The organism is Campylobacter sp. P0103, from assembly GCF_002139545.1.
In the GTDB taxonomy this organism is placed as follows: Bacteria; Campylobacterota; Campylobacteria; order Campylobacterales; family Campylobacteraceae; genus Campylobacter; species Campylobacter devanensis.
The window spans coordinates 1,104-27,029 of sequence record NZ_MJKG01000005.1 but is presented as its reverse complement, the minus strand read 5'-3'; the positions used below and the strand labels follow the sequence as shown (position 1 = coordinate 27,029).

The 25,926-nt window shown below is 34.5% G+C and carries 21 protein-coding genes and 5 tRNA genes; 10 read left to right on the top strand and 16 right to left on the bottom strand.

Translation table 11 applies throughout. The features are described from left to right. Positions 1-349: 349 nt before the first annotated feature. The 10 genes from CIGNP103_RS06165 to CIGNP103_RS06120 form a co-directional block, all read right to left on the bottom strand. Positions 350-1,270 (bottom strand): helix-turn-helix transcriptional regulator, encoded by a 921-nt coding sequence (locus tag CIGNP103_RS06165; RefSeq protein ID WP_086268775.1) that lies wholly within the window; start codon positions 1,268-1,270, stop codon positions 350-352. After that, positions 1,267-1,446: a hypothetical protein gene (locus tag CIGNP103_RS06160; protein WP_086224945.1), complete on the bottom strand. Its 180-nt coding sequence runs from the start codon at positions 1,444-1,446 to the stop codon at positions 1,267-1,269. Before CIGNP103_RS06160 ends, CIGNP103_RS06165 begins: the two co-directional genes overlap by 4 nt. 13 nt (positions 1,447-1,459) lie before the next feature. Beyond that, a complete protein-coding gene (locus CIGNP103_RS06155; RefSeq protein ID WP_086268774.1) occupies positions 1,460-2,587 on the bottom strand; it encodes an HP0729 family protein in 1,128 nt (375 codons plus the stop codon). 39 nt (positions 2,588-2,626) lie between these two features. Continuing rightward, positions 2,627-4,039 (bottom strand): dynamin family protein, encoded by a 1,413-nt coding sequence (locus CIGNP103_RS06150; RefSeq protein WP_086241421.1) that lies wholly within the window; start codon positions 4,037-4,039, stop codon positions 2,627-2,629. 15 nt (positions 4,040-4,054) lie between these two features. Next, on the bottom strand, positions 4,055-6,037 hold the full coding sequence (locus CIGNP103_RS06145; RefSeq protein WP_086268773.1) for a BspA family leucine-rich repeat surface protein: 1,983 nt from the start codon (positions 6,035-6,037) through the stop codon (positions 4,055-4,057). Further along, positions 6,037-7,635 carry a VWA domain-containing protein gene (locus CIGNP103_RS06140; protein WP_236847422.1) on the bottom strand — a complete coding sequence of 533 codons (1,599 nt, stop codon included), beginning with the start codon at positions 7,633-7,635 and terminating at the stop codon, positions 6,037-6,039. Before CIGNP103_RS06140 ends, CIGNP103_RS06145 begins: the two co-directional genes overlap by 1 nt. A 5-nt stretch (positions 7,636-7,640) precedes the next feature. Further along, a complete protein-coding gene (locus tag CIGNP103_RS06135) occupies positions 7,641-9,680 on the bottom strand; it encodes a BspA family leucine-rich repeat surface protein (RefSeq protein ID WP_086268772.1) in 2,040 nt (679 codons plus the stop codon). 2 nt (positions 9,681-9,682) lie between these two features. After that, positions 9,683-11,893, bottom strand: a complete 2,211-nt coding sequence (locus CIGNP103_RS06130) for a dynamin family protein (protein WP_086268771.1) — start codon at positions 11,891-11,893, stop codon at positions 9,683-9,685. A 12-nt stretch (positions 11,894-11,905) separates the two neighbouring features. Then, positions 11,906-13,615 (bottom strand): dynamin family protein, encoded by a 1,710-nt coding sequence (locus CIGNP103_RS06125; RefSeq protein WP_086268770.1) that lies wholly within the window; start codon positions 13,613-13,615, stop codon positions 11,906-11,908. Between the two features lie 281 nt (positions 13,616-13,896). Then, entirely contained in the window at positions 13,897-14,325 is a 429-nt protein-coding gene (locus CIGNP103_RS06120; protein ID WP_086244013.1) for a hypothetical protein, read from the bottom strand. 331 nt (positions 14,326-14,656) lie between these two features. Here CIGNP103_RS06120 and CIGNP103_RS06115 point away from each other — a divergent pair, with 331 nt between their 5' ends. Beyond that, positions 14,657-15,277 (top strand): hypothetical protein, encoded by a 621-nt coding sequence (locus CIGNP103_RS06115; protein ID WP_086252775.1) that lies wholly within the window; start codon positions 14,657-14,659, stop codon positions 15,275-15,277. Positions 15,278-15,752: 475 nt separating this feature from the next. Here CIGNP103_RS06115 and CIGNP103_RS08155 read toward each other — a convergent pair whose 3' ends face one another. The 3 genes from CIGNP103_RS08155 to CIGNP103_RS06110 form a co-directional block, all read right to left on the bottom strand. Next, positions 15,753-15,893: a hypothetical protein gene (locus CIGNP103_RS08155; protein WP_180381801.1), complete on the bottom strand. Its 141-nt coding sequence runs from the start codon at positions 15,891-15,893 to the stop codon at positions 15,753-15,755. Between the two features lie 26 nt (positions 15,894-15,919). Then, positions 15,920-16,078, bottom strand: a complete 159-nt coding sequence (locus CIGNP103_RS08150) for a hypothetical protein (RefSeq protein WP_180381800.1) — start codon at positions 16,076-16,078, stop codon at positions 15,920-15,922. Between the two features lie 199 nt (positions 16,079-16,277). After that, positions 16,278-16,353 (bottom strand) — tRNA-Ala (locus tag CIGNP103_RS06110). 163 nt (positions 16,354-16,516) lie between these two features. On the opposite strand from CIGNP103_RS06110, the gene CIGNP103_RS06105 reads away from it, so the two are divergent. From CIGNP103_RS06105 to CIGNP103_RS06085, 6 genes are all read left to right on the top strand, one after another. Continuing rightward, a tRNA-Gly gene (locus CIGNP103_RS06105) sits at positions 16,517-16,591 on the top strand. Positions 16,592-16,597: 6 nt separating this feature from the next. Continuing rightward, positions 16,598-16,684 (top strand) — tRNA-Leu (locus CIGNP103_RS06100). Positions 16,685-16,693: 9 nt separating this feature from the next. Next, positions 16,694-16,767: transfer RNA gene (locus tag CIGNP103_RS06095), tRNA-Cys, on the top strand. 17 nt (positions 16,768-16,784) lie between these two features. After that, positions 16,785-16,937, top strand: a complete 153-nt coding sequence (locus tag CIGNP103_RS08145; protein WP_179186992.1) for a hypothetical protein — start codon at positions 16,785-16,787, stop codon at positions 16,935-16,937. 6 nt (positions 16,938-16,943) lie between these two features. After that, positions 16,944-17,033, top strand: a tRNA-Ser gene (locus CIGNP103_RS06090). A gap of 35 nt (positions 17,034-17,068) precedes the next feature. Further along, positions 17,069-18,250, top strand: coding sequence for a multidrug effflux MFS transporter (locus tag CIGNP103_RS06085; protein ID WP_086241428.1), 1,182 nt, complete (start codon positions 17,069-17,071; stop codon positions 18,248-18,250). A 39-nt stretch (positions 18,251-18,289) separates the two neighbouring features. Here CIGNP103_RS06085 and thyX read toward each other — a convergent pair whose 3' ends face one another. From thyX to typA, 3 genes are all read right to left on the bottom strand, one after another. Continuing rightward, positions 18,290-18,907 (bottom strand): FAD-dependent thymidylate synthase, encoded by a 618-nt coding sequence (thyX, locus tag CIGNP103_RS06080; RefSeq protein WP_086268769.1) that lies wholly within the window; start codon positions 18,905-18,907, stop codon positions 18,290-18,292. A gap of 8 nt (positions 18,908-18,915) precedes the next feature. Continuing rightward, entirely contained in the window at positions 18,916-19,515 is a 600-nt protein-coding gene (locus CIGNP103_RS06075; RefSeq protein ID WP_086232256.1) for a nitroreductase family protein, read from the bottom strand. Positions 19,516-19,801: 286 nt separating this feature from the next. Continuing rightward, positions 19,802-21,604 (bottom strand): translational GTPase TypA, encoded by a 1,803-nt coding sequence (gene typA / locus CIGNP103_RS06070; RefSeq protein WP_086268768.1) that lies wholly within the window; start codon positions 21,602-21,604, stop codon positions 19,802-19,804. Between the two features lie 150 nt (positions 21,605-21,754). On the opposite strand from typA, the gene fliK reads away from it, so the two are divergent. From fliK to CIGNP103_RS06055, 3 genes are read left to right on the top strand one after another with little or no spacing between them, the layout of a single operon-like run. Further along, positions 21,755-23,326 (top strand): flagellar hook-length control protein FliK, encoded by a 1,572-nt coding sequence (gene fliK / locus CIGNP103_RS06065; RefSeq protein ID WP_086232259.1) that lies wholly within the window; start codon positions 21,755-21,757, stop codon positions 23,324-23,326. Between the two features lie 56 nt (positions 23,327-23,382). Beyond that, the gene (locus CIGNP103_RS06060) at positions 23,383-24,231 is read left to right on the top strand and encodes a flagellar basal body rod modification protein (protein ID WP_086228343.1); all 849 of its coding nucleotides are present in this window, start codon (positions 23,383-23,385) and stop codon (positions 24,229-24,231) included. After that, positions 24,228-25,868, top strand: coding sequence for a flagellar hook-basal body complex protein (locus CIGNP103_RS06055; protein ID WP_086252778.1), 1,641 nt, complete (start codon positions 24,228-24,230; stop codon positions 25,866-25,868). Before CIGNP103_RS06060 ends, CIGNP103_RS06055 begins: the two co-directional genes overlap by 4 nt. Positions 25,869-25,926 lie beyond the last annotated feature (58 nt).

Here is a 25,926-nt window from a genome sequence, read left to right as displayed (position 1 = left end):
ACCTTTACTACGCTAAAATTAACCTAATTCATTGGAAATCATTATACCGCAATTGAAATCAAAAATAATCAAAAAACTAATAAAGTATGATAAAAAAGGGAATTGAAACGAATTATAAAAGATTGATTGAAACTTAAAAAAAGCTTAATTGGTGGAGTTAAGCACAGCCAAAGTAAAAAGCGACTTAAAAAGAAGATTTAACATATTTATCCTTAAGAAGTGAATTTTGGGTATTATTTTACAATTTTAAATACAATATTTGGTTAAATTTGGCTTTCTTGCGGCGAGGTTGATTAAAATTCGCCGCAATTGTAATGGCTAAAAATTCGCTGCAAAAAATGGCGGCGGATTAAGTTAGATTGCTTATTGGTTCATCATTTATATAGGATTTTAAGATATCTTTTAGCTTTGTATCTAGTTCTTGGGGTTCTATGATTTTGATATATGGGATCCAAGCTTTTATAATGTTTAATAGCTCATCATCAAAAGCAAACTCTACATCTAGCAAAATTCCGTTTTCATCATCTTTGATTAACTTATAGCTTTTAAATACTTGCTTACGCTCAAAATACTCCCTAGCCTTGGGCAAAACTAGGATTTTAGCGTTTTTTAGGCTAGTGCTAAACCATTTGAGATTATTTGATTCTATCCGCTTTAAAAATGTATTTGATGGGGTGAAGTGTTGCTCTAGTGGTTTGTAGCTTTTGATTTTAGATAGGGTGAAGTGCTTTAATTTGGCCTTTTCATCACCTAGGAGATACCAGACGCCAGCTGTATTTATGAGCTTATAGGGTTTGATTGTGCGCTGTGAGTCATTGTAGTAAAAGCTGATCACGCAGTGCTCTAAAATAGCATCGCTTAGTAGCTCAAATAGATCTTTTAACTCTTTGGAGTCCTGCTTTGGTTCGCTTGATACGATAAGGCTTTTAGAGATTGTGGTGCTTAGTATATCAGCTATCATTGGGGTGTCTAGCTTGGGGTATAGATCGGCTACACCGCTTCTTTTGGCGAAGGTTTTGATATCCCCAAAGCTTAGCAATCCATCTTCGTATTCTGTGCGTGAGATATAGTATTTTCCATCTTTGCCTTTTTGTATATCTACGGCGCAATACTCTTTTAAGCGTGCGATGTCTCTTTGTAAGGTTCGCAAACTAAGATTAAACTCACTACAAAGCTCGCTAGGATTTAGCCCTTGACCCAGATATAGCATTTTGAGCATTATCATGAGTCTGCGGATCATATTTTCGCCATTTGAGCCATTGGAATTCATCGGCCGCCTTTGAGTTTGCCTATGAGTTTATCTATGAAATTTCCGCTAGAAGGGATCATTATTGTATTGCATTTTGGGCAGGAATAAAAATTTATCACACAGCCAGCGGTGATTACTTTTTTCTTGCCACATTTTGGGCATTTTAGGGTTTGGATATGTGGGACAAAGCCGTTCATTTTCTCTCCTTTTTTAAATTTGTTTTGAGCGATCTATTTTGGACTCTTTGTATAGGGCGTTTAGCTTGGATTTTAGCTCCAAACAAGTTATCAAAATACTCTCTTGACCTATGCCTAGGATCGCATTTCTGATCTTTTGGGTCTCTTTTATGGTGGCGTTTTTGCCGTGGATATTTTCGTTTCTAATATCTTTTAAAATATACATAAAATTAAGTATTTTATAATAAAAGCCATTTTTTATATCATTTGGGACTAGGTTTTCAAAGGTGCTAGATATCTCGCTTTGCTTCATCAAATAGCCATATGAGCCTAAATTTGGTTTATGTGTGAAAATATCTTTTAGCTGATATTTTATCCCTTGGACATCATATCTGATGGTTAAAAGTTCAGGATTATGATAACACAGATAGGCAAAAAGAGCTTTAAAAAGAGAGTAAAATTCTCTCTCAACGCTCTTAGAATACTTCACCAAAATAGAGCTAAAATCATTTGACATATTTTTTTGGTTTTGTATGTATTCGATCTCGGCCAAAACTACCGCATCTATGGTATCGCTCATTAGTTTATCGATATTTGCGCCAAAGCAGTATCTAGATAGGGTTTTTTTGGTTTTTAGATATTTTTTGGTTTTATAGATATCTGTGTGGTGTAGGATTTCATCTTCGAAATAGTTTTGGTCTTGGTCGATGATGAGCGGATATACATAGTTATTGCCATATAGGGCGTAGGTGTGATTATCACGCAAAGGCAAGGTGATACGGGACAAAAAATAATCCCTCACACTCTCAAATTCATTTCTATAAATTTCACGCATATCCGTGATGACAAACCAGCTCTCTACTAGCAAATTTTGCTCTTGATAATACTTAGGCGCTATGGCGGTGTGGTCATCGCTACTGATCTTTACCACCTTAGCGACATATAAATTTGAATAATCCGTGATAAAAAGCTGAGTGAAGCTATCAGGATTTGTATCATTATATATCTTTTCTAATTCGCCCTTAAAGGGGTGTGGCATATTGTTGTTTTTGACTCGCACCTTGCCAAATGCCACCTTGCCACACTCTTTTAGAATATCTAAATGCGCCTTTATCAAATCGCTATTATATCTTGGGTTGTATAGGATTAGGAGGTTATGCATAATTTATCCTTTTATCTCTTGAGCTTTTGCTTTCATAAGCTATTTTACTTCAAAGTTGAAAAAACCAGTTTTTTGGACAGCAGAGTTTGCCTCTTGGATGGCCTTTGTACTGCCTTTTGGTTTTTTGGGTAAGTCATCATCACCATCTAAATCAATGGTTTTTCTAAGGTCACTTAATTGCTCTATATCTTTTGTGGTGATTTTGTTAGCATCAGCATCCCAATCATACACAGCACCAAAAATAGCATCAATAGAACTTTTAAGCTCTTTAAAAGCCTTTGTTAGCTCTTTGAGAAGTTTTTTACACTCATCGCTATAAGTGCTACTAAATATGCTTTTTAGATTTTTAGCGTATTGATCTACTTTAAAAGTATGTTCTTCGTTTTCTTCATCATCGATATATGCCATCTCTATGGTGATAGAGTGTAAAACCGAGAAAATCTTGTCATTATCGTCTTGCTTTTTTACCAAAGCTTTTTCGTAGCTTTGATATACTCTTATTAGATTTGTCATTACATTTTCTTGGCTTTTTGAGTGCTTATTGTTTATTTGAGAGAGGATAAAGTCAAATAAAGAAAGCTTATGATATCCATACTCTTCTATATCCGTTGAACTATATAGGCTAATTCCCTCATACTCTATACCCTCCATATCTAGGGTATCTTTTAGATTTTCTAGCACTTCATCTAAATCGCTTTTAGGTCTTTTATCAGCTTTTGTTATTATGAAATATAGCTTTTTGTTCTCTAATCCTATTGAATTTAAAAACTTTATATCGCTTTCAGTGATATTGCCCCCACTTGCATCACAAGATATGAGCCAAAGTAAGCTTGAAGAGTTAGCTAGAAATTCTTTGGCTGTATTGAAATCTTGGGCTCTGTTGCCATCGCTATTTGGATTGTATCCTGGGGTATCTATAAAGCAGATATTTTGGTATTTAGGGTCATTAAACTCACTGCTAACTACCAAAAAAGGTAAAATATCTTTTAGATTAAAATCAAAATTTAGTCTATTATCTGCATTGTGTGTAAGACGAGAGAGAATATCAGGGGCAATTTTGCCTAGATTTGCCACTCCATTGTTTTTAGAAATTCCGATAATCTGGTCTTTATCGCTTGACATTACATAACTTGGAATTGCTGTTGTAGGGTCTATAGAGATAGGTAGTTGGATATCTTTTGATTTTAAAAAGCTATTTACAAAGGCTGATTTACCTGCGCTAAATCCACCGCCAACTGCTATAACATGCTTTGAGAAAAGCTCAGCATAAGCTGCGATAATAGCCATTTCACTCTCAATAGCTTTTAAATTTAATACCAAATCTCTTTCGTTTTCTACGGCTATTTTTTTGGTAATATCATAAAAGTTATTTAGATATTTGTTGAAATTGCTTAGAGTTTGATTGTTTGGCTTGGCTGATAAAATTTCGTTTATTATTTGTAGTTCTTGCATTGTCTCTCCTATTGATTATTCTTTATACCATTTTGGTAGTCGTTTTTTATTTGGTGGTTGTTTTTTAGCACCAGCACCAACAGCACCAACAGCACCAACAATACTCAAAAGATCAGCAGCAAACGTATCGACAACATCAGCTCCACTAAAAAACATATTGTTCATATTCTTTACATTAGATACATTCCAGTTATCGAGCGATTGGTTGAAGCTAGTGGCACCAGCGAACATATAGCTCATATCAGTTACATTAGATACATCCCAGTTATTTAGCGGTTGGTTAAAGCTAATGGCACTGCTGAACATATAGCCCATATTGGTTACATTAGACACTTCCCAGCTAGATATATCTGAGTTAAAATTTACAGCACCAGCGAACATAAAGCTCATATTGGTTACATTAGATACATCCCAGTTAGATATATCTGAGTTAAAATTTTTAATACCTCTGAACATATTTCTCATATTTGTTACATGAGAGACATCCCAGTCTTCTATACCGCTAAAATCGCTTCTTTTACTATCTTGAAATAATGCAGAAAAATCACTCACTTCGCTTATATCTATCTCGCTTAGCTTTACACTCTCATGGGAGACTAGCTCTCTAAGCTCTTCATTGGTTTTTGGGTGGTATTTATACTCAGCACTGCTTGCTTTTTTAAGCTTTTCATTTACTGGTTGATTTTGTATTATATTTTCTAACTCTTTGGCTTTTAGGATTTCGTTATTAACCTCTTTGAGTGGTAGAGTATAGCTACTAAGTGATAACTCTATATCACTTTGGCTTAAAAATGGATTTTTGATACTTGCTTTGGCTTTTTGAAACTCGGCTTCTATATTGTTTTTTAGATTATTAGCCTTTGTGATTTGATCTTTGGATATTTGTAGATATTTGTTTTTATCGTTATTATCTACTTTTTTTGGTTTGCCATTTGGGGAGTATAGGTTTTTTTCTATTAGATTTTTAAGATTTAAATTATCTTCTTTTAAAGCCTGTAATTCACTATCGAAATTTGAATTTTCATTTAAGACATTAAAGAGAATTTTCTCTATTATCACTTTATCTTCTTCACTACTCCAAAGCAAGTGAGCTAGAAGAGCTAGATCGTATCTCTCCACTGTATCTCTATCACTTAGTAAAGCAGCAGTTTGGAGTAGCTCAGCGCACTGCTTCCAGCGTCTGTCTGATATATAAGGGGCTTTGAAATTTTCGGGGAGTGATTTAAGACCTAGGATTTTAAGAGTTTGCTCTGTATTTGTCGCTAGGGACTCTATGGTTACTTTGATATTGTGTATTAGCTCTAGGGCATCGGGGCTTATCTTTATCTTCTCTTTGTCTTTTAAGATTTGCTCTAGCTCATCATAGGTAAATCTCTCTTTGCAATTTGGAGCTTTAGAGCTAGGTGATTGAAGTAGATTAAAGAAATTCTCCTTTTCATCTAATGGCTTTACAAAATACCTTAAAATCATCCTATCATATAGGGCTTCTAGACCTTGATTATCTGGTGGAAACTCATTACTAGCACAGACTACGCCTTTTAATGGGACTTTAATATCTTTATTACCATCTCTATAAATTCTCTCGTTTATTATAGTAAGTAGTGTATTTAAGATAGCTGGTGAGCTCTTCCATATCTCATCTAAAAAAGCAAAATGAGCAGTTGGCAAGTATCCATCTGTTTTTCTTGTTAGATTATTTTTTTTAAGTTCTGCTATATCTATTGGCCCAAATATCTCTTCTGGTGTTGAAAATCTATTCATCAAATAGGCAAAAAAGCCGTTATTTGACTCTTTACTTTCATCTTGTGAATTATCTGTGATTTTAAATGCTAAGCTAGCTCTCCTTGCTATCATAGATTTTGCAGTTCCAGGAGGCCCATAGAGAAATATAGACTTCCCAGCAAACATAGATAGTAATACTAGCTTTAGGCACTCTTCTCTTTCGAATAAGCCAGAGCTTAGCTCTTTTATGATATTTTCTATTTTGGTTTTATACACTAATCATCCTTCATTTGTTGTTTTAATTCACATAGAATGCGAATATTTTTTGTATTTGAGTCATAGACCCAATGCTTGTCAAAAAAATCCTTTTTGCCAGAATTGCCATCGACATCTAGTAGATAGAATTTGTTTTTTTGTTTGCGTTTTTCTTCTATTTGTTTGTGTAGGTTGCTGTCTATGTAGCCAAAGTCCCCATCGCTAATTACTAATAAATCAGAATTTTTGTAATTTTCTTTGTTCATCTGCTCTACACCTACTCTAAGTCCAGCACCTACATCAGTTCCGCCATTAAAGCTAAGCTCCAAAAAATCATTAATTTTATTTATCCCCATAGCTCCGCTCATATCAGTACATATAGTGCTAGTGCTAAAATTGATTAAATAGCAATTTCTATTTTCTTTTCTAGCCTTAGCAGTTAGCATAAGGGTGATGGCCTTGGCTATGGTCTCAGGGCTGCCCTGCATAGATCCGCTAGTATCTACGCATATGATGATGGGGCCTTTTTGGTCTTCTTTTTTGCGCTCTTTTTCTATCTCCTTTTCTATCTCTTTTTGACCCTCTTCTTGGTTGCTTATAAGGCCTTGTTTTTCAAAACAAAATAGCCTATTTTCTATATATTTCAAATCAAACAAAAGCTCCAAATCCTCATCATCCAAAAGCGACATCTCTTGTGGGACGATATTCTCTAAATCATTGCCTAGAGTGATGCCTATAATCTCTTCTTTATATCGTTTTGTAGGTGTGGTCTGCGTGTAAGAATATGCGGTTAATTCCATGATTTTTTCTTTATATAGCTCTTTTTCTTCATTTTGCATACGCCCCAAAATATCGCAAATATCCATAAGAGCTTTATTGTTTTTAATCATATTAAAATAATTTAGAATTTGCGCTATGCTATATCTGCTTAGATTGCCTTTTTGGTTGCCAAAGCCTTTTGAATTTGCTGCTATATCACTTAGATCGCCGAAGTCTCCTAGCACCTTTTTTTGGTATTTTAGGTCGCCTAGATTGTCTAAATCTAAGGCGTCATTGACCATATCTACCGCATCGCCAAATAGCCCATCATCACCGAAAAGCTCTGGCGCTTGCTTCTCTAGCTCTTTGGCTTTTAGCATAGCGTCAAACCACGCTTGCATACGCTTAAGAAAGTCATTGCTCATAGAGTTTTTGGTATTTTCTGCCCATTTTTGGGTTTTTTCATCTAGGGTATCGCTCCATTTGCTTATAGTGAAATTTCTTAGCTTTGAGATCTCATCAAATTTAAATTTTGGATCATCGGCTGATTTATCTGAATTTTTCGGATTTAAAATTTCATTTTTATTTTGCTCTATGAAATCAATTTTTTGATTTGGATTGAACTTTTTAAAGCTAGACAAATCATCTTGAATTTGCTTTTCTAAGCCCTCTAGGGAGTTTGAATTTTTCATACATTTATGCTCAAAAAGCGTTAATTTCTCCTCTTCAAAAGGTGGATTGGCTAGCTTGGCCTCTATCTGCTTTGTCTCTTCTTCTAGACTCTCATCAAATTTCGCTTTTATCTCTGGGTCTTCTAAGAGACCGTGAGTGTTTAATGTATTGTTATTTTCTTTTTTCATCGTTTCTACTCATACCATCGTGGTAGGGGATTTTGGGCGGAGCCATAAAAGGTATCAGCTTTTGAATCTCTATCATTTATCGATATTTTCCAAGATGCTAGTGGCTGGTTAAATGATGTAGCATTATAAAACATTTCACGGATATTTTTTACTTTAGATACATCCCAGTTATTTAGTGGTTGGTTAAAGCTAGTGGCGCCGACGAACATACCGCTCATATTTGTTACATGAGATACATCCCAGCTAGATATATCTGAGTTAAAATTTACAGCACCAGCGAACATACCGCTCATACTTGTTACATGAGATACATCCCAGCTAGATATATCTGAGTTAAAATTTACAGCAAAAGCGAACATAACGCTCATATTTGTTACATTAGATACATCCCAATCATTTAGCGGTTGGTTAAAGCTAGTGGCACTGTTGAACATATAGCTCATATCAGTTACATTAGATACATCCCAGCTAGATATATCTGAGTTAAAATTTTTAGCACCGTAGAACATACCGCTCATATTTGTTACATTAGATACATCCCAGTCTTCTATACCGCTAAAATCGCTTCTTTTACTGTCTTTAAATAATTCAGAAAAATCACTCACTTCGCTTATATCTATCTCGCTTAGCTTTACAGCCTCATGGGAGACTAGGTCTTTAAGCTCTTCTTTAGTTTCTGGGTGATATTTATACTCAGCACTACTTGCTTTTTTAAGCTTTTCATTTACTGGTTGATTTTCTACTATGTTTTCTAACTCTTTGGCTTTTAGGATTTCGTTATTAACCTCTTTGAGTGGTAGAGTGTAGCTACTAAGTGATAACTCTATATCATTTTGGCTTAAAAATGGATTTTTGATACTCGCTTTAGCTTTTTGAAACTCGGCTTCTATATTGTTTTTTAGATTATTAGCCTTTGTGATTTGATCTTTGGATATTTGTAGATATTTGTTTTTATCATTATTATCTACTTTTTTGGGTTTGCCGTTTGGGGAGTATAGGTTTTTTTCTATTAGATTTTTAAGATTTAAATTATCTTCTTTTAAAGCCTTTAATTCACTATCGAAATTTGAATTTTCATTTAAGACATTAAAGAGAATCTTCTCTATTATCACTTTATCTTCTTCACTACTCCAAAGCAAGTGAGCTAAAAGAGCTAGATCGTATCTCTCCACTGCATCTCTATCACTTAGCAAAGCAGCAGTTTGGAGTAGCTCAGCACACTGCTTCCAGCGTCTGTCTGATATATAGATAGGTTTATACTCATCACTAGATAAAAACTCCTTGCGATACTCTTTATCTTGGTTTAGTAGTTGGATTTGGGATTTTAGATCGCAGATTAGATCCATTGTGTTTTGCTCGAATTTTATATCTTGGGATTTGATGGCTATCTGCTCTAATTCACTAATGCTAAAAGGCTCTAAGGGCTTTATATCATTGGATTTTTTGCTTTTGAAAAGCTTTTTGAAATTCTCACGCTCTTCTAATGGCTTTACAAAATACCTTAAAATCATCCTATCATATAGGGCTTCTAGACCTTGATTATCTGGTGGAAACTCATTACTAGCACAGACTACGCCTTTTAATGGAACTTTAATATCTTTATTACCATCTCTATAAATTCTTTCGTTTATTATAGTAAGTAGTGTATTTAAGATAGCTGGTGAGCTTTTCCATATCTCATCTAAAAAAGCAAAATGAGCAGTTGGCAAGTAGCCATCTGTTTTTCTTGTTAGATTATTTTTTTTAAGTTCTGCTATATCTATTGGCCCAAATATCTCTTCTGGTGTTGAAAATCTATTCATCAAATAGGCAAAAAAGCCGTTATTTGACTCTTTACTTTCATCTTGTGAATTATCTGTGATTTTAAATGCTAAGCTAGCTCTCCTTGCTATCATAGATTTTGCAGTTCCAGGAGGCCCATAGAGAAATATAGACTTCCCAGCAAACATAGATAGTAATACTAGCTTTAGGCACTCTTCTCTTTCGAATAAGCCGCTTTTTAAAGTTTCTATAGTCTCTTTTATGCGTTTTTCATAGTTTGGCATATTTATCCTTCTATTTGGTCTAGTTGGTCTAAAATGGATCTATATCTGGCTAGGCTAGACTCTTTATCTTGGGCATCTTTGGCTAGTTGCTCTATCTTTTCTTCATAAGAGTTTATGAATTTATCACCTATATTAGCATTTGAAATAGCTTTATCAAGAGTAGCGCAAATTGCTTTTATATCAGCGTTTGTTCTACTTCTTAGCTCACTTTGAAAGCTTTCAAGCGCATTTAAAAACTCATCACGCTCATAGCCCACTAGTTTGCCTGATTTTTGCAAGGCGGCAGGCAAGGTAGTATCATAGCTAAACTCAGGTAATGAAATATTTGCTATTATATTTCTTACACTTTGCTTTATCATATCAGCGTCTAAGGCTTCATCTCCTACGCTTTCTTGAAGTGAAGTTAGCAGGTCTTTTAAAATAGTTTTTTTCCACATTCTTATATTGTCGCTATATACATCTCCTAGTATATTGCTTATTTCTATAACAGCATCTTGAGCTGCTGTGCGAAGTGATGAAGCATTTAAAGTATCTATTGATACTTGATACTCTTTGGTTTCATAGCGACCACCAAATATATTCCGATGCCATAAAAATCCAGCACCTTTATCTATGCTTTTGGTTTTTGTTACAGTCTCAGAGCCTTTTGCATTTTCACTAGCACTTGAAATGCCACCAAAAAGAGCTTTTATTTGAGTGTTTAGCTTTTCTTTTAGCTTTGAGCTTAGCTCAGCTCCGCTATCTTCAAAGGCTGCGTTTGCGTTTATTACCACCTTTGATTTTACGCTTTTGATTTTTTCGATTTGCGCTTTTAGCTCCTCTATATCAGTTGAGTTTAGCACTTCTATTTTTTTATTTATTATCGCACTAATTTCATTTTTGTATTGATTTAATGCGCTTTTTTTACTAGAAATAAAATCATCCATTATACCTTTAATGATTTCATCTTTTTCTTTGCGAACATTTTCTAGCACTTTTAAAATCTCATCTATATTTGAGAGCTTTTTGAGATTTGATATAGCTGTTTCTTTATTAGAAAAATAATCACGATAATGCTTTTGAAGTAAGCCCAAAGCATGAGTAGCATTTTCATCTTGTAAATTATCATAATTATTTATAATCTCTGTGCTTATACCAGAGCTATAAAGCACATTAAAGCGAGTTAATTGTTCATATATTTTATCATTATAAGAGCTTTTTTTATTTTCAAATACATTTTTTTGTTGTCTTGAAAGTGGAGTAAGTGCTCTTTGAATAGCCTCATCTAATACTCCATTTCCTATCACCTCTGGTGCAATTAGCTGTAAGTCAAACTGCGATGCTACTATGTGAAACTCTTTTATTCCATTTTTTTCATTTACATTGCTTAAAAGCTCCAAATCAACATCATTTAAAAACTGCCCAGCAGGAGATACCAAAAATACTACATCGCACTTAGCAATAAGTTCTTTTGTGCGATCCTCTCTTGATACGATAGGATCATTTACGCCTGGAGTATCTATGATTTTTACATCTTTTAGCATCTCTTCGTTTAATTTAAGTGTAATTGATTTTGTAAAAGGCGTGTATTCACCACTAGAGCCTACATAGTTTTTTAGTTTTTCATTTAGTTCATCATAGCTAGAGCAAGTCAATATTTCTTTCTCTCCAATAGAACTAGCATTTATACCACTTTGCTTTATTTGCTCATATTGCTCATAATAAGCATAAAGAGAAACTTCGTCTTTTAGTTTTTTAATCGCATATTCTCTAGCCAATTCTTGTAGCTTGCTATCGCTTTCGCCTGTTCTATTGTTTTGTTTTAATTCAGCAAACCTTTCTTTTTGAGAATTTTCTAAAATATTTTGGCAAGTAGCATGATTTGATTTTATTGTTTCTATTTCATCTTGGCTATAATACTCTATGCTTGCTTCAAACCTATCACCATACTCTAAAACAGTAAGTGCCGCAGTCATTGGAGTAGCAGCCTTTGGCAATACATTTTGCCCTTTAAAAACAAGAGCATTTAAAAGTGAGCTTTTCCCAGCTTTCACACGACCTAGAATTCCTATTTTTAAATCTCTTTCTGGCTCCATTTTTTCATCAAGCGCCTCTTTTAGCTCAGCACTTGGCCTTATGCCGTGTTCTTTTTCTATGCCTTGAAGCTCGCCTACTAGGTCATTTTCTTGCACTAGATTTTCTAGTGTCTGGCTCATTTTTAGTAGATTTTCCATTTTTTCTCCTTTTTAGATATTTTTGATTAGAGTTTGGATCTCGACTCTTCTATCTTCTAGATATGAAATTTTATCTTCTACTTCACTTATTGCTAGTTCTTTCTCTTTTTGGGCGTTTTTTATCTCATCTTCTTTTTCTGACATTTTTTGAGTAAATTCTTGGCTTATTGCGTTTATTATCTCGTTTGTTGTTTTGGCGAAATATTCATTTAGCTTAGGGCGAATTTGGGATAATATGCTAGGGATTACTTCGTTTCGGACTTGTTCTTTTACGGCTTCTAGCCTTTTTGAGTCTGCTATTTTGCCAAAGATTCCAGGCAAAATAGCAAAAACAGCACTTAAAATTGTCCCTACTATCGGATTTATAGTAAAGCCTATTTTAGCCAAGGCTTGAGTGGCTAATGCTCCACCACCTATACCTATTGCACTACTTACTAATGCACTACTTGATTTTTTATTGATATCGCTGTTTAATAGAGTATTTGCGACAAAACAAGCCCCAGAGACAATCTCTTTTAACCCATCGGCCCAAGTCTGTATATCAGAGGCTTTCATATCTATATTGCCTATACTAAGCTTGAAGTTATCAATCACATTTTGTTGGATACCGCTTAATCTCTTTTGAATTTCAGATGGTAGAACTGAGTTTATAATATTATTTATAGCGCTTTGTATATCTCCACCATTTAGTGCAGATTGGGCTAGCGTGGTGGCGTTGCTACTAAGTGCGGAGCTAACGACGCCAATGATACCTTCTATATTGGTATTATTGTATTTGCTATTGGCGTTATCTATGGCTTTTTTCTTTTCTATCTCTATTTGAGATATACCATTTTTTAGCTCATCGATAGCATTTATAGCATCTTGTTTATCATATCTTAGAGCTGAAATTGTGGTATTGATGGTAGACTCCATCTCTTTTAAATTCATACTTATATGTGGCTTATAGATACTCTCAAACAGAGATTCTATATCAATATCTTTTAAGATTTTCTCTAATTTTGCTCCTGAATTATCATCTAATAACTCTATATCTTTGCTATATCCAAATTCCATTTCTAGCGTATCTTTGGCATAGCTTTTGATCTGCTCTATATCGCTTTGTGGGAGTAGATTTGTCTTACTTATACATAGTTGAAATTCCTTGCCTCTTGTGTGAATTCCATTTAATTCTGTAATATAAGTTTTGGTTATGGTCTTTTCATCCGCACCTGAGAGCAAAGCGATGAAATACACTCCGTTTGGCATATATCTATTGATAGCTTTATTGTGCGTAGCGATAGGCGCATTAAATCCAGGCATATCTACCAATACGATAGGATCGATCTCTTTTAATTTTTGATTATTTAAATATAGTTTGATATGGTTATAAGTTTGTGCTTTTTCTTCTACTTTTTCAAGTTCGTTTATTTTAAAAACATCTATGCTTTCATCATCTTTTATAGCTTCTATTTTTTCTTCACTGCTATATCTTAGCTCTGTGGCTATCGCAGTTTGCGGAGTGATTGCGACACCTAAGACATTAGAGCCTAAAAAGCTATTTATAAGACTTGATTTACCAGAGCTAAATCCACCGATTACAGGCACCAATAACTCTTGATTTTCAATACTTTTAGTAAGCAGACTTAGCTCTTGGATCTTGTCATTTAGACAATCTGTATTTTGAGCGATATTTATGGCTTTATTGCCACATTCAATGTATGTTTTTTGTTTGTTTGTCATTATTTCTCCTAAATTGTAAAAAGATTTATAATTATATCCACACCCTATAAAAATAAGATTATATTTAGGTTAAGAGTATGGATTTAAGCTTTTTATAAGTAAATGATAAATTTTCACCACCCCCATTAGCGTAATCCTAGCCACGCCAAACTCTCATAAATCAAATTTATAAGAGTTTGGCGGATTTGACATCAAAATTTGATTATACCCCCCCCCTGTCTTAAAACCTACTGATAAGAGCGCTTTTATCGCTCTTTTTCATCGGTATTGGTAGCGCAAGACTATGATTGGTTTGTCTCGCAGGCATTGGTATTGCGTGGTTGTGCTTGATCGGCGCCACAAGGCTCTGATTTGTTGGCACCTTCATTAAATCCAGCATTCATAGACATAGCACCAAAAATCTTAAGCAAAGCCTCTCTTGTCTCTGGCGATACCTCATTGAGATCTAAAATCGTGCGGTGATCTACTTCTTTGCCTGTGATCTTGGTTTGTAGCTTATCAAGAGCAGTTAGCGTAGTCTCTTCGACTTTCTCAAGCGCATCATAAGACTTCCAAAGACCATTTTCTAATTTATCCAATAAGGTATCTTTGATGGAGTAATCATCGCCATATATCTCTCTGGATTTTTCCACCTCTTTGTCTAGCCATTTTTTGGCCATGAAGCCCGCTGCACCTAGTGCGATCGCTGCTATTGCGTATTTTGCTTTCATTGTTTGCTCCTTGTAGGTTGATTTATAGACAGAATTATAACAAAGCCAGATGACACAATTTGTCGTTTTATATAAGATTGTGAAATTTTGTGCGGTATTTTGTTTGGTAAATGTAAAAATATGGTTTTGAGAAATTTAAAATTTCGGTTGGATAAATTTAGCCCAAGTTATAGCAAAAAATGAAAAAATTTATTTTTGATAAGAATTAAAAAGCAATTTTTTCTATTTGAATTTAAAATCTTTTATTTGATTTTATGAGTGTTTAATGCTATTAAAATTAGCTATTGATTTTAAAGATTTAATAGTGTAGAATTAGAGAAAAAGCGATAAAATGGATAGAGAGAAATATATAGAGTTATATTCAAGCCCACGCATAGATAGCTATAGTAGTATTGATGAGCATGAAGCAAACTTTGAAATGCTAGGCAGTATAGCGCCGAAGCTAGCTAAAATAGAAATCATCATTAGAAATAGAATTGATAGAAAAATGTGCGAAAAAAATCGACATTGGATGTTTGATTTGGCAGATAGTATAAGGCTAGATGATGATGAAGGTAGGATAAAAGAGCATGATATTTTGGTTTCTAGGCAGACTTTTGGGTTTTGGATAAGGGTGGTGGAGTATTATAAAATTCATAGCTGTGCGTTTGATAAAGAGTTTTTAGATGGGTTTTCTTTTAAAAAATATTATGAGAAAAATAAAGAAAGGTTAAATAAAATACCGCTTAGCAACTACCAAAAGGCTTATGGTATATTGCTACTTACAAAAAGTATTAGAAATAGAGCTTTTCATTTTGAAAATTTATTGAAATTAAGGGCATTGGGAGTTCCTAGATTGTCTGTTAGGGTGGATTTTAGCAAAGAGAAATTTTATTATTTTAATATTAAGCCAAATATGATTATTCAATATTTAGATGATATTTTACAAAGTTTTGATAAGGAGTTGAGCTAAAATAAAATGGGGGAAAAGTATCCCCCCCGAAATCAAGGTAGCATTATACTAAAAAATGCTTAAATAGTGATAAAATCACAGATGGCACTTTGGTAAATTATCTAAATTATTTTGAATGATTAAAAAGAAATTTTGGTATCAAAAAAATAATTTAAAAATTTAGTTTTGAGAAATTTAAATTTTCGGTTGGATAAATTTAGAATCTTTGGATTGAGATATTTAGAATTGCAATTCTTGGGGATTTAAAAGGGTTCAAAAAAAGGTAAAGCTTAAAAAATCTTTAAAAACCCAAATAATATAAATAAGATTTACAAAATTCAAATAATATTTTAGAATTTAATTTGATATTTGCTATACAATTGATACGTAGTTTCTACCATATCTAAAAGAGGCTTCTACATATGGCCTAGAGCTTATAATACTACCAAAGTCATATCTAGATAATATACCACACCGATATATCTACTATCGCCATCTATCTTAATTTTTTATCCATATACTTTATAAATAGCTCTTTATATGTATGCTTTTTAGCTCCATTTAATAGATTAAAATCCTTTCCTAACTCATCAAATTTATTTAGTAGCTTAATAGTATCTCTCCTAGCCTTAAGCACATTATAAATTCCAACTCTAAACTCTCCTAATTTGTATTTATGTTTTTACCATATTTGTCATAAATAGTAATTGAAAAAACCTTGCTTCCTTTAGGATTGATATAAATTTCAAGCTCCTTAGGATTTCCCACAACAGCAAAATATCTTTTATCTTTTATCTCTAAAAGCTCGATATCTTTAATCACTCAAACAAGCCTTTGAAATATTAGCCATAATAACTCCTTTAATAGTGACTTAATTAGTAGTAAAATTTTTTGAGAATTAATAGTATTTTTTCAAAATCAATTGAGAAAAAACAGCAATAAAAAACCCTCTCCAAGTATGAAAAATAGGCAATAAAACTGAATAAATAAAAAAGGATTTGAATAGATATAAGATATTAAATGGTGGAGTTAAGCGGGATCGAACCGCCGACCTCTTGAATGCCATTCAAGCGCTCTCCCAGCTGAGCTATAACCCCATTTAAAAAACATATCGTAATGATACATTTATTTTGCTTATAATTTTATGAAATTTATGAAATTCAATAAAATAGATAAAAATAGATAAAATTTTTTAAAATTTAGTAAAATCAAATTAAATTTTAAGGTTTCTTTTGCTATTATTCAATTTCCAAAATTGATGCGGGAATAGCTCAGGGGTAGAGCACAACCTTGCCAAGGTTGGGGTCGCGAGTTCGAATCTCGTTTCCCGCTCCATATTTAGCCCAGGTGGTGGAATGGTAGACACAAGGGACTTAAAATCCCTCGGAAATTACTTCCGTGCCGGTTCAAGTCCGGCTCTGGGCACCACTAGCATATGGCGACATGGCCAAGTGGTAAGGCAGAAGCCTGCAAAGCTTTTACCCCCAGTTCGAATCTGGGTGTCGCCTCCATATTATACAGGATTTATATGCGTTATATATTTTGTGCTTTTATCTTGTTATTATGCGGATGTTCTAATACTTGGCACGGAGTCAAAGAGGATTCTAAAGATGCCTATGAATGGTCTAAAGAAAAGGTCAATCAAGGTGCTAGCTGGGTAGAACAAAAAACTTCTAAATAATATACTCGGGAGATGGCTGAGTGGTCGAAAGCGGCGGTCTTGAAAACCGTTGAGGTGTGAAAGCCTCCAGGGGTTCGAATCCCTTTCTCCCGGCCACTTTTTATAATCTACACTTTTAAGGCTCTTTTTTTATGCGAAGCACTACAAAGATCCATGGATTTGCTAAATTTAAATTAATCATTATTTTAGCCTTTATGTCTAGCATTGCACCGCTATCTACAGATATGTATCTGCCAGCGCTATCGCATGTTCAAAGTAGCTTTTTAGCTAGTGAGTTTCTTACTCAATTAAGTCTTGCTAGTTTTTTTATAGCATTTGCTTTGGGGCAGCTTATCTATGGTCCTTTAAGTGATACATTTGGGCGTAAGACTCCCTTGATAATTGGAATTTTGATATTTATTGCTTCAAGTCTTGGGTGTGTGCTAGTGGATAATATCTATATTTTTATTACTTTGCGATTTTTTGAAGCGCTTGGCGGTTGTGCTGGCGTGGTGATTGCTAGGGCTATTGTCAATGATAGTTTTGATATCAAAGATGCTGCTGGAGTGTATGCTTTAATGATGGTATTTTCATCGCTTGCGCCTATGTTATCGCCGACATTTGGTGGGCTTTTGCTTAGCTATTTTTCGTGGCAAAGTATTTTTGCGGTTCTTTTTATGTTAGGGATTTTGCTACTTGGGTTTATTATTTTTGGACTTAAAGAGACTCAGCCAGTACGAACTAAATTTTCTCATCAAGCTACTATTGCTAGTTATAAATTTGTCCTAAAAGAGCAGATATTTATACTTTATAGTCTGCTTGGCGCATTTGCTTCGGCGGTGCTTTTTGCCTATATTACTGGTTCATCATTTGTTTTTATGGGGCATTTTGGCCTTAATGGGACGCAGTATGGGCTTCTTTTTGGTATTAATGCACTTGGATTTGTACTATTTGCTAATATTAATGCTAGGCTTACTAGAAATTTTAATTGTCAAAATTTGCTTAAATTCGCCCTATTTATAATGCTTGGAGCGCTTGTAGTAGTAAGCATTGGAGCGCTTTTAGGGCTTGGATTTTGGATTTTTGAGGCTGGAATTTTTGTAGCTATTAGTATGCTTGGATTTATTTTGCCAAATGCTACAACATTAGCAATGGCAAGATTTACAGACCACTCTGGTACCGCCTCAGCTGTGCTTGGGACTATGCAGTTTGGATTAGCTGGGGTAATTGCTTTTGGGGTTGGAGCGCTTGGGGCAAATACTCCGCTATTTCTAGCTTTAGTAATGTTAGTACCGTGTACTTTAGCAGTTATTTTACGCTTTAAAACAATATAGCTAATATAGATTTTAGCTCTTACTAAAATCTATATTATTTTAATCTTTATATACACACTCAGCAAAGATAAATTTATGCTCATTAGGGAGTGCATTATATATTGCATTTGCTAGATTTCGAATCTCCCAAAGGGCACTTTTAGAACTTCTAAGGCTTAAGAAATTTTGTAAGCTTCTAGCGTTTATACTCCAGCTTAATTCTGTTTTATAGCTCTCTGGAAGGCAGTATTTGGCTATATCTAAGCTTGTGTTTTGGTTTAGAATTTGGCGCAAATTATCAAGTGCGTTTATGCTTGCGTTATCTACAAATTCATTGCTAGTTAGCACTATATATCTACTTGCATTTTCAAAGTCATTAGGCTTAAATTCGCTTTCATTTTTTAGCTCTTTTAGGGTGTATCTAGTGGATTTGACGCTTAGGCTAGCTATGCGGTGGCGAGCTAACTCTTGGAGGCAAGCTCTGCTAATGCCTTTTATATAAAAGTTATAAAATAGATGCTCTAGCGTGCTTGCGTGTTTGAGTTGATTGCCTACTCTATCGATTAAAGCTAGATCTATTTCGCCGCCATTATCGCCTTTATCAAAGCTTTGCCAGCAGGTACGAATAGCGTTAGAACAAACCCATAGTGGCGTGTGATTTAGCAGTGTTACTTCCATTTTTGCCCTTATTTATAGATTACTACTTGTTCTAAACTTTGGCGAATTTTAGCTGGTGCTTCTTCATCGCTATATCCTAAAGCAATTACAAGAACAGGTCTAAAATTCTCTCCTAAATTTACAAAATCATTTAATTTATCTGCATCAAAACCAGCTACAATGCAGCTTTTAACACCTAGACTTTGAGCGATATTGACCATATTAGCACTTGCCATATAGCATTGTAGTGATGCGTAGTGCATTAGCTCTTCATCGGTTTGCGGGTTAAACCTTGCTGCGAAGTGATCAAGGGCTTTTTGAAGTCTCTCAGGAGTGCGAGGTTTGCGATCTACTTGAGTTCTTATAAAATCACAACCCTCTTTTAGATCGTTGCGTGCGATGATGATTATAGCGTGGCTACATCCGCTTACTTGGGCTTGATTATTACAGATTTGTCCTAATTCTTTTAAATCGTTTTCTTTGCTAACAACCATAAATTTCCATGGCTCCAAACCGCATGAGCTAGGACTTAATCTAGTAAGATCTAAAATTTCGTTTATAGTCTCTTGATTAATTTTTTGGCCATTAAATTCTCTACATGAATAGCGTTCTTGCATTATTTTCTTCATTGTTTTTTCCTTTTTGGTTTGTGCTGATTTTGATTTGAATTTTGTAGATTATAGCGGTATTTTATCAATAGTTGGTGAATTTGGGTTAATGGATTAAACTCTAATATTTTTGTATAAATTTACTATTGCGAGCTAGATACATAATAATCAAAGATTTTACTATTTGATTATAGAATAAATTAAAAGTCAAATTAAGCAGTAGATCTATAAGATTAACTGCTTAATTTAGTTAATAATCTAACAAGATATTTAGATAAATGTAACTAATAAATCAATCTAAATTTATCTATTTTTTTGACATTCTTTTGCGTACTGTTGGGTCTAAGTAGCGTTTTCTTACTCTAATATTTATTGGAGTAACTTCTACTAATTCATCTTCTTCAATCCACTCTAAAGCACGCTCTAAGCTTAGTTTGCGTGGTGGGACTAGCTTGATTGCATCATCGCTGCCGCTAGCTCTTACATTGGTTAGATTTTTACCTTTAATTGGATTTACATCCAAATCATTTGGTCTGCTATGTTCGCCAATAATCATACCTACATAAACTTTTGTTTGCGGTTCGCAAAATAGCACCCCACGATCTTGAAGGTTAAATAGCGAATATGCAAGAGCCACGCCATTTTCCATACTTACTAACGCACCATTGCTTCTATGTTCAACTGTGCCAGTAAGTGGTCTAAACTCTAAAAAGCTGTGATTCATAACACCTTCGCCTTTTGTATCGGTCAAAAATTGACTTCTAAAGCCGATAAGCCCACGAGCTGGAATCTCAAATTCGATTCTAGTTTGACCATCTCCAGTAGGATTCATACTAACCATCTCAGCTTTTCTTTTGCCAAGCTTTTCAATTACTGCTCCAGTACAATCATCTGGTGCATCTATTACAAGTAGCTCAAATGGCTCACATTTTACTCCATCGATCTCTTTTATAATTACTTCTGGCCTACCAAGACAGAACTCAAAGCCCTCTCTTCTCATATTTTCAGCTAGAATTGTAATTTGTAATTCACCACGACCGCTTACTTTAAATTTGCCTTCGCCTATATTTTCATATTTCATAGCGATATTGGTTTTCATCTCGCTCTCTAGGCGTTCATCAAGTTTATTTGATGTTACATATTTACCCTCTGTACCTGATAGCGGGCCATCATTTACGCTAAATACTACGCTTAAAGTAGGCTCTTCTATATGAAGTGGATCAAGTGGCATTGGTGAGTTAGGATCTACTACGCTATCTCCTACATCAAGAGCATCAAATCCGGCAATTGCTACGATATCTCCGCTACTTGCTGTATCTATATCTGTGCGTTCAAGTCCTAAAAATCCAATAAGTTTGCTAATTCTACCTGTGGTTTTGCTACCATCTGCTTTAGCTAGCATTACATTTTGGTTTTTGCTAATTGTGCCATTAAAGATTCTCGCAATACCGATTTTACCAACATAATTATCATAATCTAGTGTGAAAACTTGAAGTTGCAGTGGATTTTCATCTTTGCCACTTGGAGCTGGAACATGATTTATAATAGTTTCAAATAAAGGCTCCATATTGATATTTTCATCTTCTAGCTTATGTTTAGCATAGCCATTTTTTGCCGCAGCATATACGATTGGGAATTCAAGCTGTTCATCATTGGCATCAAGTGCAACAAATAGATCAAAAATCTCATTGATAACTCTATCAGGATCGCCAGCTGGTTTATCAATTTTATTTACTACAACAATTGGGCGAAGACCTAAAGATAGGGCTTTTTTTACAACGAATTTGGTTTGTGGCATTACGCCTTCTTGTGCATCTACAAGAAGTAAAACTCCATCAACCATCTTTAAAACACGCTCAACCTCACCACCAAAGTCGGCGTGTCCTGGAGTGTCGATGATATTGATTTTATAATCTTTATAGCGAATAGCTGTATTTTTGCTAAGAATTGTGATACCACGCTCACGCTCGATATCATTGCTATCCATAACTCTTTCACCTATATTTTGGTGTTCTGTAAATGTGCCCGATTGTTTAAGTAGCTCATCTACCATTGTTGTTTTACCGTGGTCAACGTGTGCGATGACGGCGATATTTCTGATATTTTCCACTAGATTTTCCTTAAATATTTTCAAATTTTTAGGGGCGATTATATCTAAAAGTTGCTAAATTTGCTTTGAATTTAATAAAGATAATATAAAGCCTAAAATTTGGAATAGAATTTGCTATATAAGGCCAAAATTCTTAAACTAGGATAGCAAATGCAAGGTTTAAACGAAGCGCTATTAAGCTCAAGTAATTCCACTCAAGTCCAAAGCAAACCTGTTAAAACTGAACAAAATGAAGGCGATGATAGCTTTTATAAAATGATTGAAAATAGCGTAAAAGAGTATGAAGATTCTAAAGCTTCACAAAACTCTCAAGAAAATAATCAATCAAAATCGCAAGAACAAAGCACCAATCAAACCACACAAGGCTCTAGTACAAACTCTAGTGATAAAACTGCTCAAAACTCTAATCAAACAAATAGCGCTAAAACCGATAGCTCACAAAGCGATAAAATGGTTCAAAATAGCGCTTCAAATTCAGCCCAAAGTAGTCAAAATACAGATGAGATTATGCTAGAAAATGCTGATTTTATAACGCTTTTAAGCCTTTTAGAAGCTAGTGATGGTAGTACTAAAACAGGCGCTAATCTGCTAAGTTCAAGCTTAAATAAATTCTTAGCTACTGAACAAAATATTAAAGAGCTAAAAGGGGCTAAAAATCTGCAAGAATTGCTAAATTTAAGTGAAAAATTTGGCCTAGGTCTAAGCAAAATAAAAATCTCAAAAGATGGTCTTGAAGCGCTAAAAAATGAGTTTAAAAACCTAAATGCTAAAGGGTTTTTTAATCAAATTCCAGCACTAAATCAAGCTATTGATTTAAATGTAATTACTAAAAAAGATATAGAAAAGGCACTTCAAAAAACACAAAAAGATGATAAAAGTGTCTTAAGCAAACTAATGCAAGGTCAAAGTGTAGAAATAAGCGATGATATAAATTCAGTCAAAAAGCTACATCCAGAAGCTAAAATCGATACTCAAAAAATCACCCAAAAGCTTGCTCAAACTGCTGAGCAAAAGCTAAATCAACCTTTTGAGCTAAATAAAGAGATTAAAGATACTAAAACTACTACAACAACTACACCAAATGCTACAAAATCTCAAAGCATATCTAGCATTGATGATTATTTAGCAAATATTATGCAACGAGCAATGAAAGAAAGTAGCGAACAAAGTGCTAAAGTGGCTATGACAGCTACTACTGATTTAGCCAGTAGCAGTGTAGAGACAAGTTTAAGTGAACAAACCACTCAGGGCATAGAATCAACTAGCCAAACAAATTCTCAGGTAAAAGATATTGTAAATAGTGCTAAATTAAATGCTAAAGAGTTAAATTTAAGACAGGTTTTTGATAATTTTGCAACTCAGCTTCAAGAAAAAATTAGCGAATACAAGCCGCCAATTACAAGATTTCACCTAACGCTAAATCCAGGAAATTTAGGCGAAGTCGAGATTACTCTAATTAATCGTGGCTCAAATTTGCATATAAATTTTAACTCCAATAATCAAACTATGCAGCTATTTATGCAACACCAGGCTGAATTTAGAACCAGCCTTGTAAATATGGGTTTTAGTGAGTTATCAATGAGCTTTAATGATAATGCTAATAAAGAACAAAGCCAAGGTCAAAATAAAAAGGCAAAATTTGTTAGTGAAGATAGCGAGCTAACAGAAATAGCTCAAAATGAAGAGAGTGTTTTAGAAGTAATACTACCAAAGTATTTCTAAATTTGGAATGCAAATTGCTTTAAAGTAAAAATGTAAGAAAAAATTAGGAGAGCATCATGGCAACATCTATTAATCAAACACCACAATTCACCACTGATAAATGGGCGGCTAATGAAGCCAAGCAAAAAGCCGATAGCGTAACAGGTGGAGTAAATCCAAATTCGCAATTAGATAAAGATGCTTTCTTGAAGCTTTTATTAGTTGAGTTGCAACACCAAGACCCAACCGAGCCGATGGATAGCGCAAAAATGCTAGAACAAACCAGTCAGCTAGCTACAGTTGAAATGCAAGAAAAAACCAACCAAGTTATGAGCCAATTAAGCGCGCAGATGCAAGCAAGTGCTTCACTAAATGCTATGAGTGCATTAGGCAAGATGGCAAATCTAGCTAACTCAGTAGCCAAAGATACGCCATCATCTCAGGTTGATTTTAGTCTATTCTTCCCAGTTGATGCAGTTAGCGGAACAATTGAGATATACGACTCAGTAGGTAATGTCGTTCGTAATGTCAGCATAAGTGATATTAAATCTGGTGTAAATCAATTTAGATGGGATGGTTTAAGCAATAGCGGAGAACCAACACTTCCAGGTGAATATTTAGTAAAAGCTAAATATATAGATGCTAATGGCGGCAATAGAGAGACTGTTTTAGGTCAGTATCCAGTCGAAGCTGTTAAATTTGAAAAAGGCGTAGCATATATCAAAGTTGCTGGTGAGTTTGTAGCGATGGATCAAGTTAGAGAATTTACTGAATCAATTGTACATAATACAGTAAATTCAAATCAAACTAATTCAAGCAATAAAGAAGAAGAATCAGAAGATGAAGATCTAAGTGATAAACCACAAGATGCTAAAGATAAATTAGCTAAAGATGAGAGTCAAAAAGATGAGGTAGTTAAGTCATGATGATAGGATTTTATAATGGCGTAAGTGGTGTAAAGACTGCTGAATTTGGTCATAGTACTATTGGAAATGATATCTCAAATATTAATACAGTTGGCTATAAAAGCTCTACAGCAGAGTTTAAAAGTCTATTTTATAGTACTTTAGCAAGTGCATCTAGCTCGCCGGTAAATTCGCAAATCGGACTAGGCTCGACCAAGATGGCTACATCTTTGAATTTTACTCAAGGGAACCTTCAACCTACTGATAATGTTTTTGATATGGCAATTAATGGAGATGGATTTTTTGGGTTAATGGGTGCTAATGGCGAGCAGTATTTTACTAGAAATGGTGAATTTACCAAAGATAGCGATGGAAATTTAGTAAATAGAAGCGGTATGTATCTACTAGGTACAGTCGCTCCGCTAAGTAGCGCAACATTAGGAGAGAGTGCATTAAATAAACTAGGAGTAACAGGTGGAAATGTTGAGGCTTATAGTATCCCAATTGGCGATAGTATTAAGCTAGGTAGCGTAGATTCTCAAGGTAAAATTCAGCTCCCAGATGTGCTATATACACCATCATCGCCAACAACACAGGTAAGCTACTCAGGCTATTTAAATTCAACTATTTATACTGAGCCTCGTAGCGTAGAGCTTACTAGTGAGAGTTTTGCAGTTGAAGCTAATAAAGATACTAATAAAATCACTATTACTGGCGATTTAAATTTAACTCCAGAGATCCATCATCCAAATAAAGCTAATAACGAGGTAATGATCACTATCACAGATGCAAAAGGTCAAAGTGTACAAATAAAAGCCTCAACTCAAGCTGATGGAAAATTTTCAGCTGAATTTGACAATAGCAATGCAACGACCAAGCTAGATTTAAATGGTGAACTAACCTACTTAGCTAGTGCAATGGTAAAACAAGAAGTAGCTACTCCGCAGACATTTACTACTGATATTTGGGCGCCAAACGGGGATAAAAATATTTTAAAACTTGAATTTACTAAGCAAGTTCCGCAAGGTCAGCAAATCGCATTTGATGCTGTTGTAAGCGTGGTTGGCCCAGATGGAAATATTATCAGTGCTACACAAGGCGAGCTAAGATATAATCAAAAAGGTGCATTAGTTAGTAATACTTTAGGCGCTATTAATAATGGTGGGGCAAATTTAGAACTATCACTAGGAACACCATATAATCCAGCAGTGCCAAATACAGGCTTTGATGGATTAAAGCCAGCTGAGCAAATTAGCGCTGAATTAAGCGTTTCAAAAAATGGCAGATCTGAAGGTTTGCTAACTGAATATACAATGAGTGATAGCGGGGATATTTTGGCTGTTTTTGATAATGGCGATATGGCAACAGTAGCAAAGGTTGCCCTATATCACTTCCAAAACAATCAAGGCCTAAACAAAGCTAGCGAGAATACTTATCAAGCTAGTGCAAATTCAGGAGAGCCGATATTTTATACTAACGCTAATGGCGAAGTGATTTATGGGGCAGCGATTCGTAATCATATGCTAGAGATGAGTAATGTGGATTTAGGTGTATCGCTAACTGATATGATCGTGATGCAAAAGATGTTTGACGCTAGCTCAAAATCCATAACAACTGCCGATGAGATGATAAAAAATGCTATAAATTTGAAACGATAAGAGCTTTAGCGGTTCTTTTATTTTAGAATTCTAAATTTATTTGGAATTCTAAATTTTC

What these genes read in the sequence shown, in the direction of transcription:
- CIGNP103_RS06165 (WP_086268775.1), bottom strand. Translation starts at nt 1,270, where the DNA reads ATGAATTCCAATGGCTCAAATGGCGAAAATATGATCCGCAGACTCATG.
- CIGNP103_RS06160 (WP_086224945.1), bottom strand. Translation starts at nt 1,446, where the DNA reads ATGAACGGCTTTGTCCCACATATCCAAACCCTAAAATGCCCAAAATGT.
- CIGNP103_RS06155 (WP_086268774.1), bottom strand. Translation starts at nt 2,587, where the DNA reads ATGCATAACCTCCTAATCCTATACAACCCAAGATATAATAGCGATTTG.
- CIGNP103_RS06150 (WP_086241421.1), bottom strand. Translation starts at nt 4,039, where the DNA reads ATGCAAGAACTACAAATAATAAACGAAATTTTATCAGCCAAGCCAAAC.
- CIGNP103_RS06140 (WP_236847422.1), bottom strand. Translation starts at nt 7,635, where the DNA reads ATGAAAAAAGAAAATAACAATACATTAAACACTCACGGTCTCTTAGAA.
- CIGNP103_RS06135 (WP_086268772.1), bottom strand. Translation starts at nt 9,680, where the DNA reads ATGCCAAACTATGAAAAACGCATAAAAGAGACTATAGAAACTTTAAAA.
- CIGNP103_RS06130 (WP_086268771.1), bottom strand. Translation starts at nt 11,893, where the DNA reads ATGGAAAATCTACTAAAAATGAGCCAGACACTAGAAAATCTAGTGCAA.
- CIGNP103_RS06125 (WP_086268770.1), bottom strand. Translation starts at nt 13,615, where the DNA reads ATGACAAACAAACAAAAAACATACATTGAATGTGGCAATAAAGCCATA.
- CIGNP103_RS06120 (WP_086244013.1), bottom strand. Translation starts at nt 14,325, where the DNA reads ATGAAAGCAAAATACGCAATAGCAGCGATCGCACTAGGTGCAGCGGGC.
- CIGNP103_RS06115 (WP_086252775.1), top strand. Translation starts at nt 14,657, where the DNA reads ATGGATAGAGAGAAATATATAGAGTTATATTCAAGCCCACGCATAGAT.
- CIGNP103_RS08145 (WP_179186992.1), top strand. Translation starts at nt 16,785, where the DNA reads ATGCGTTATATATTTTGTGCTTTTATCTTGTTATTATGCGGATGTTCT.
- CIGNP103_RS06085 (WP_086241428.1), top strand. Translation starts at nt 17,069, where the DNA reads ATGCGAAGCACTACAAAGATCCATGGATTTGCTAAATTTAAATTAATC.
- thyX (WP_086268769.1), bottom strand. Translation starts at nt 18,907, where the DNA reads ATGGAAGTAACACTGCTAAATCACACGCCACTATGGGTTTGTTCTAAC.
- CIGNP103_RS06075 (WP_086232256.1), bottom strand. Translation starts at nt 19,515, where the DNA reads ATGAAGAAAATAATGCAAGAACGCTATTCATGTAGAGAATTTAATGGC.
- fliK (WP_086232259.1), top strand. Translation starts at nt 21,755, where the DNA reads ATGCAAGGTTTAAACGAAGCGCTATTAAGCTCAAGTAATTCCACTCAA.
- CIGNP103_RS06060 (WP_086228343.1), top strand. Translation starts at nt 23,383, where the DNA reads ATGGCAACATCTATTAATCAAACACCACAATTCACCACTGATAAATGG.
- CIGNP103_RS06055 (WP_086252778.1), top strand. Translation starts at nt 24,228, where the DNA reads ATGATGATAGGATTTTATAATGGCGTAAGTGGTGTAAAGACTGCTGAA.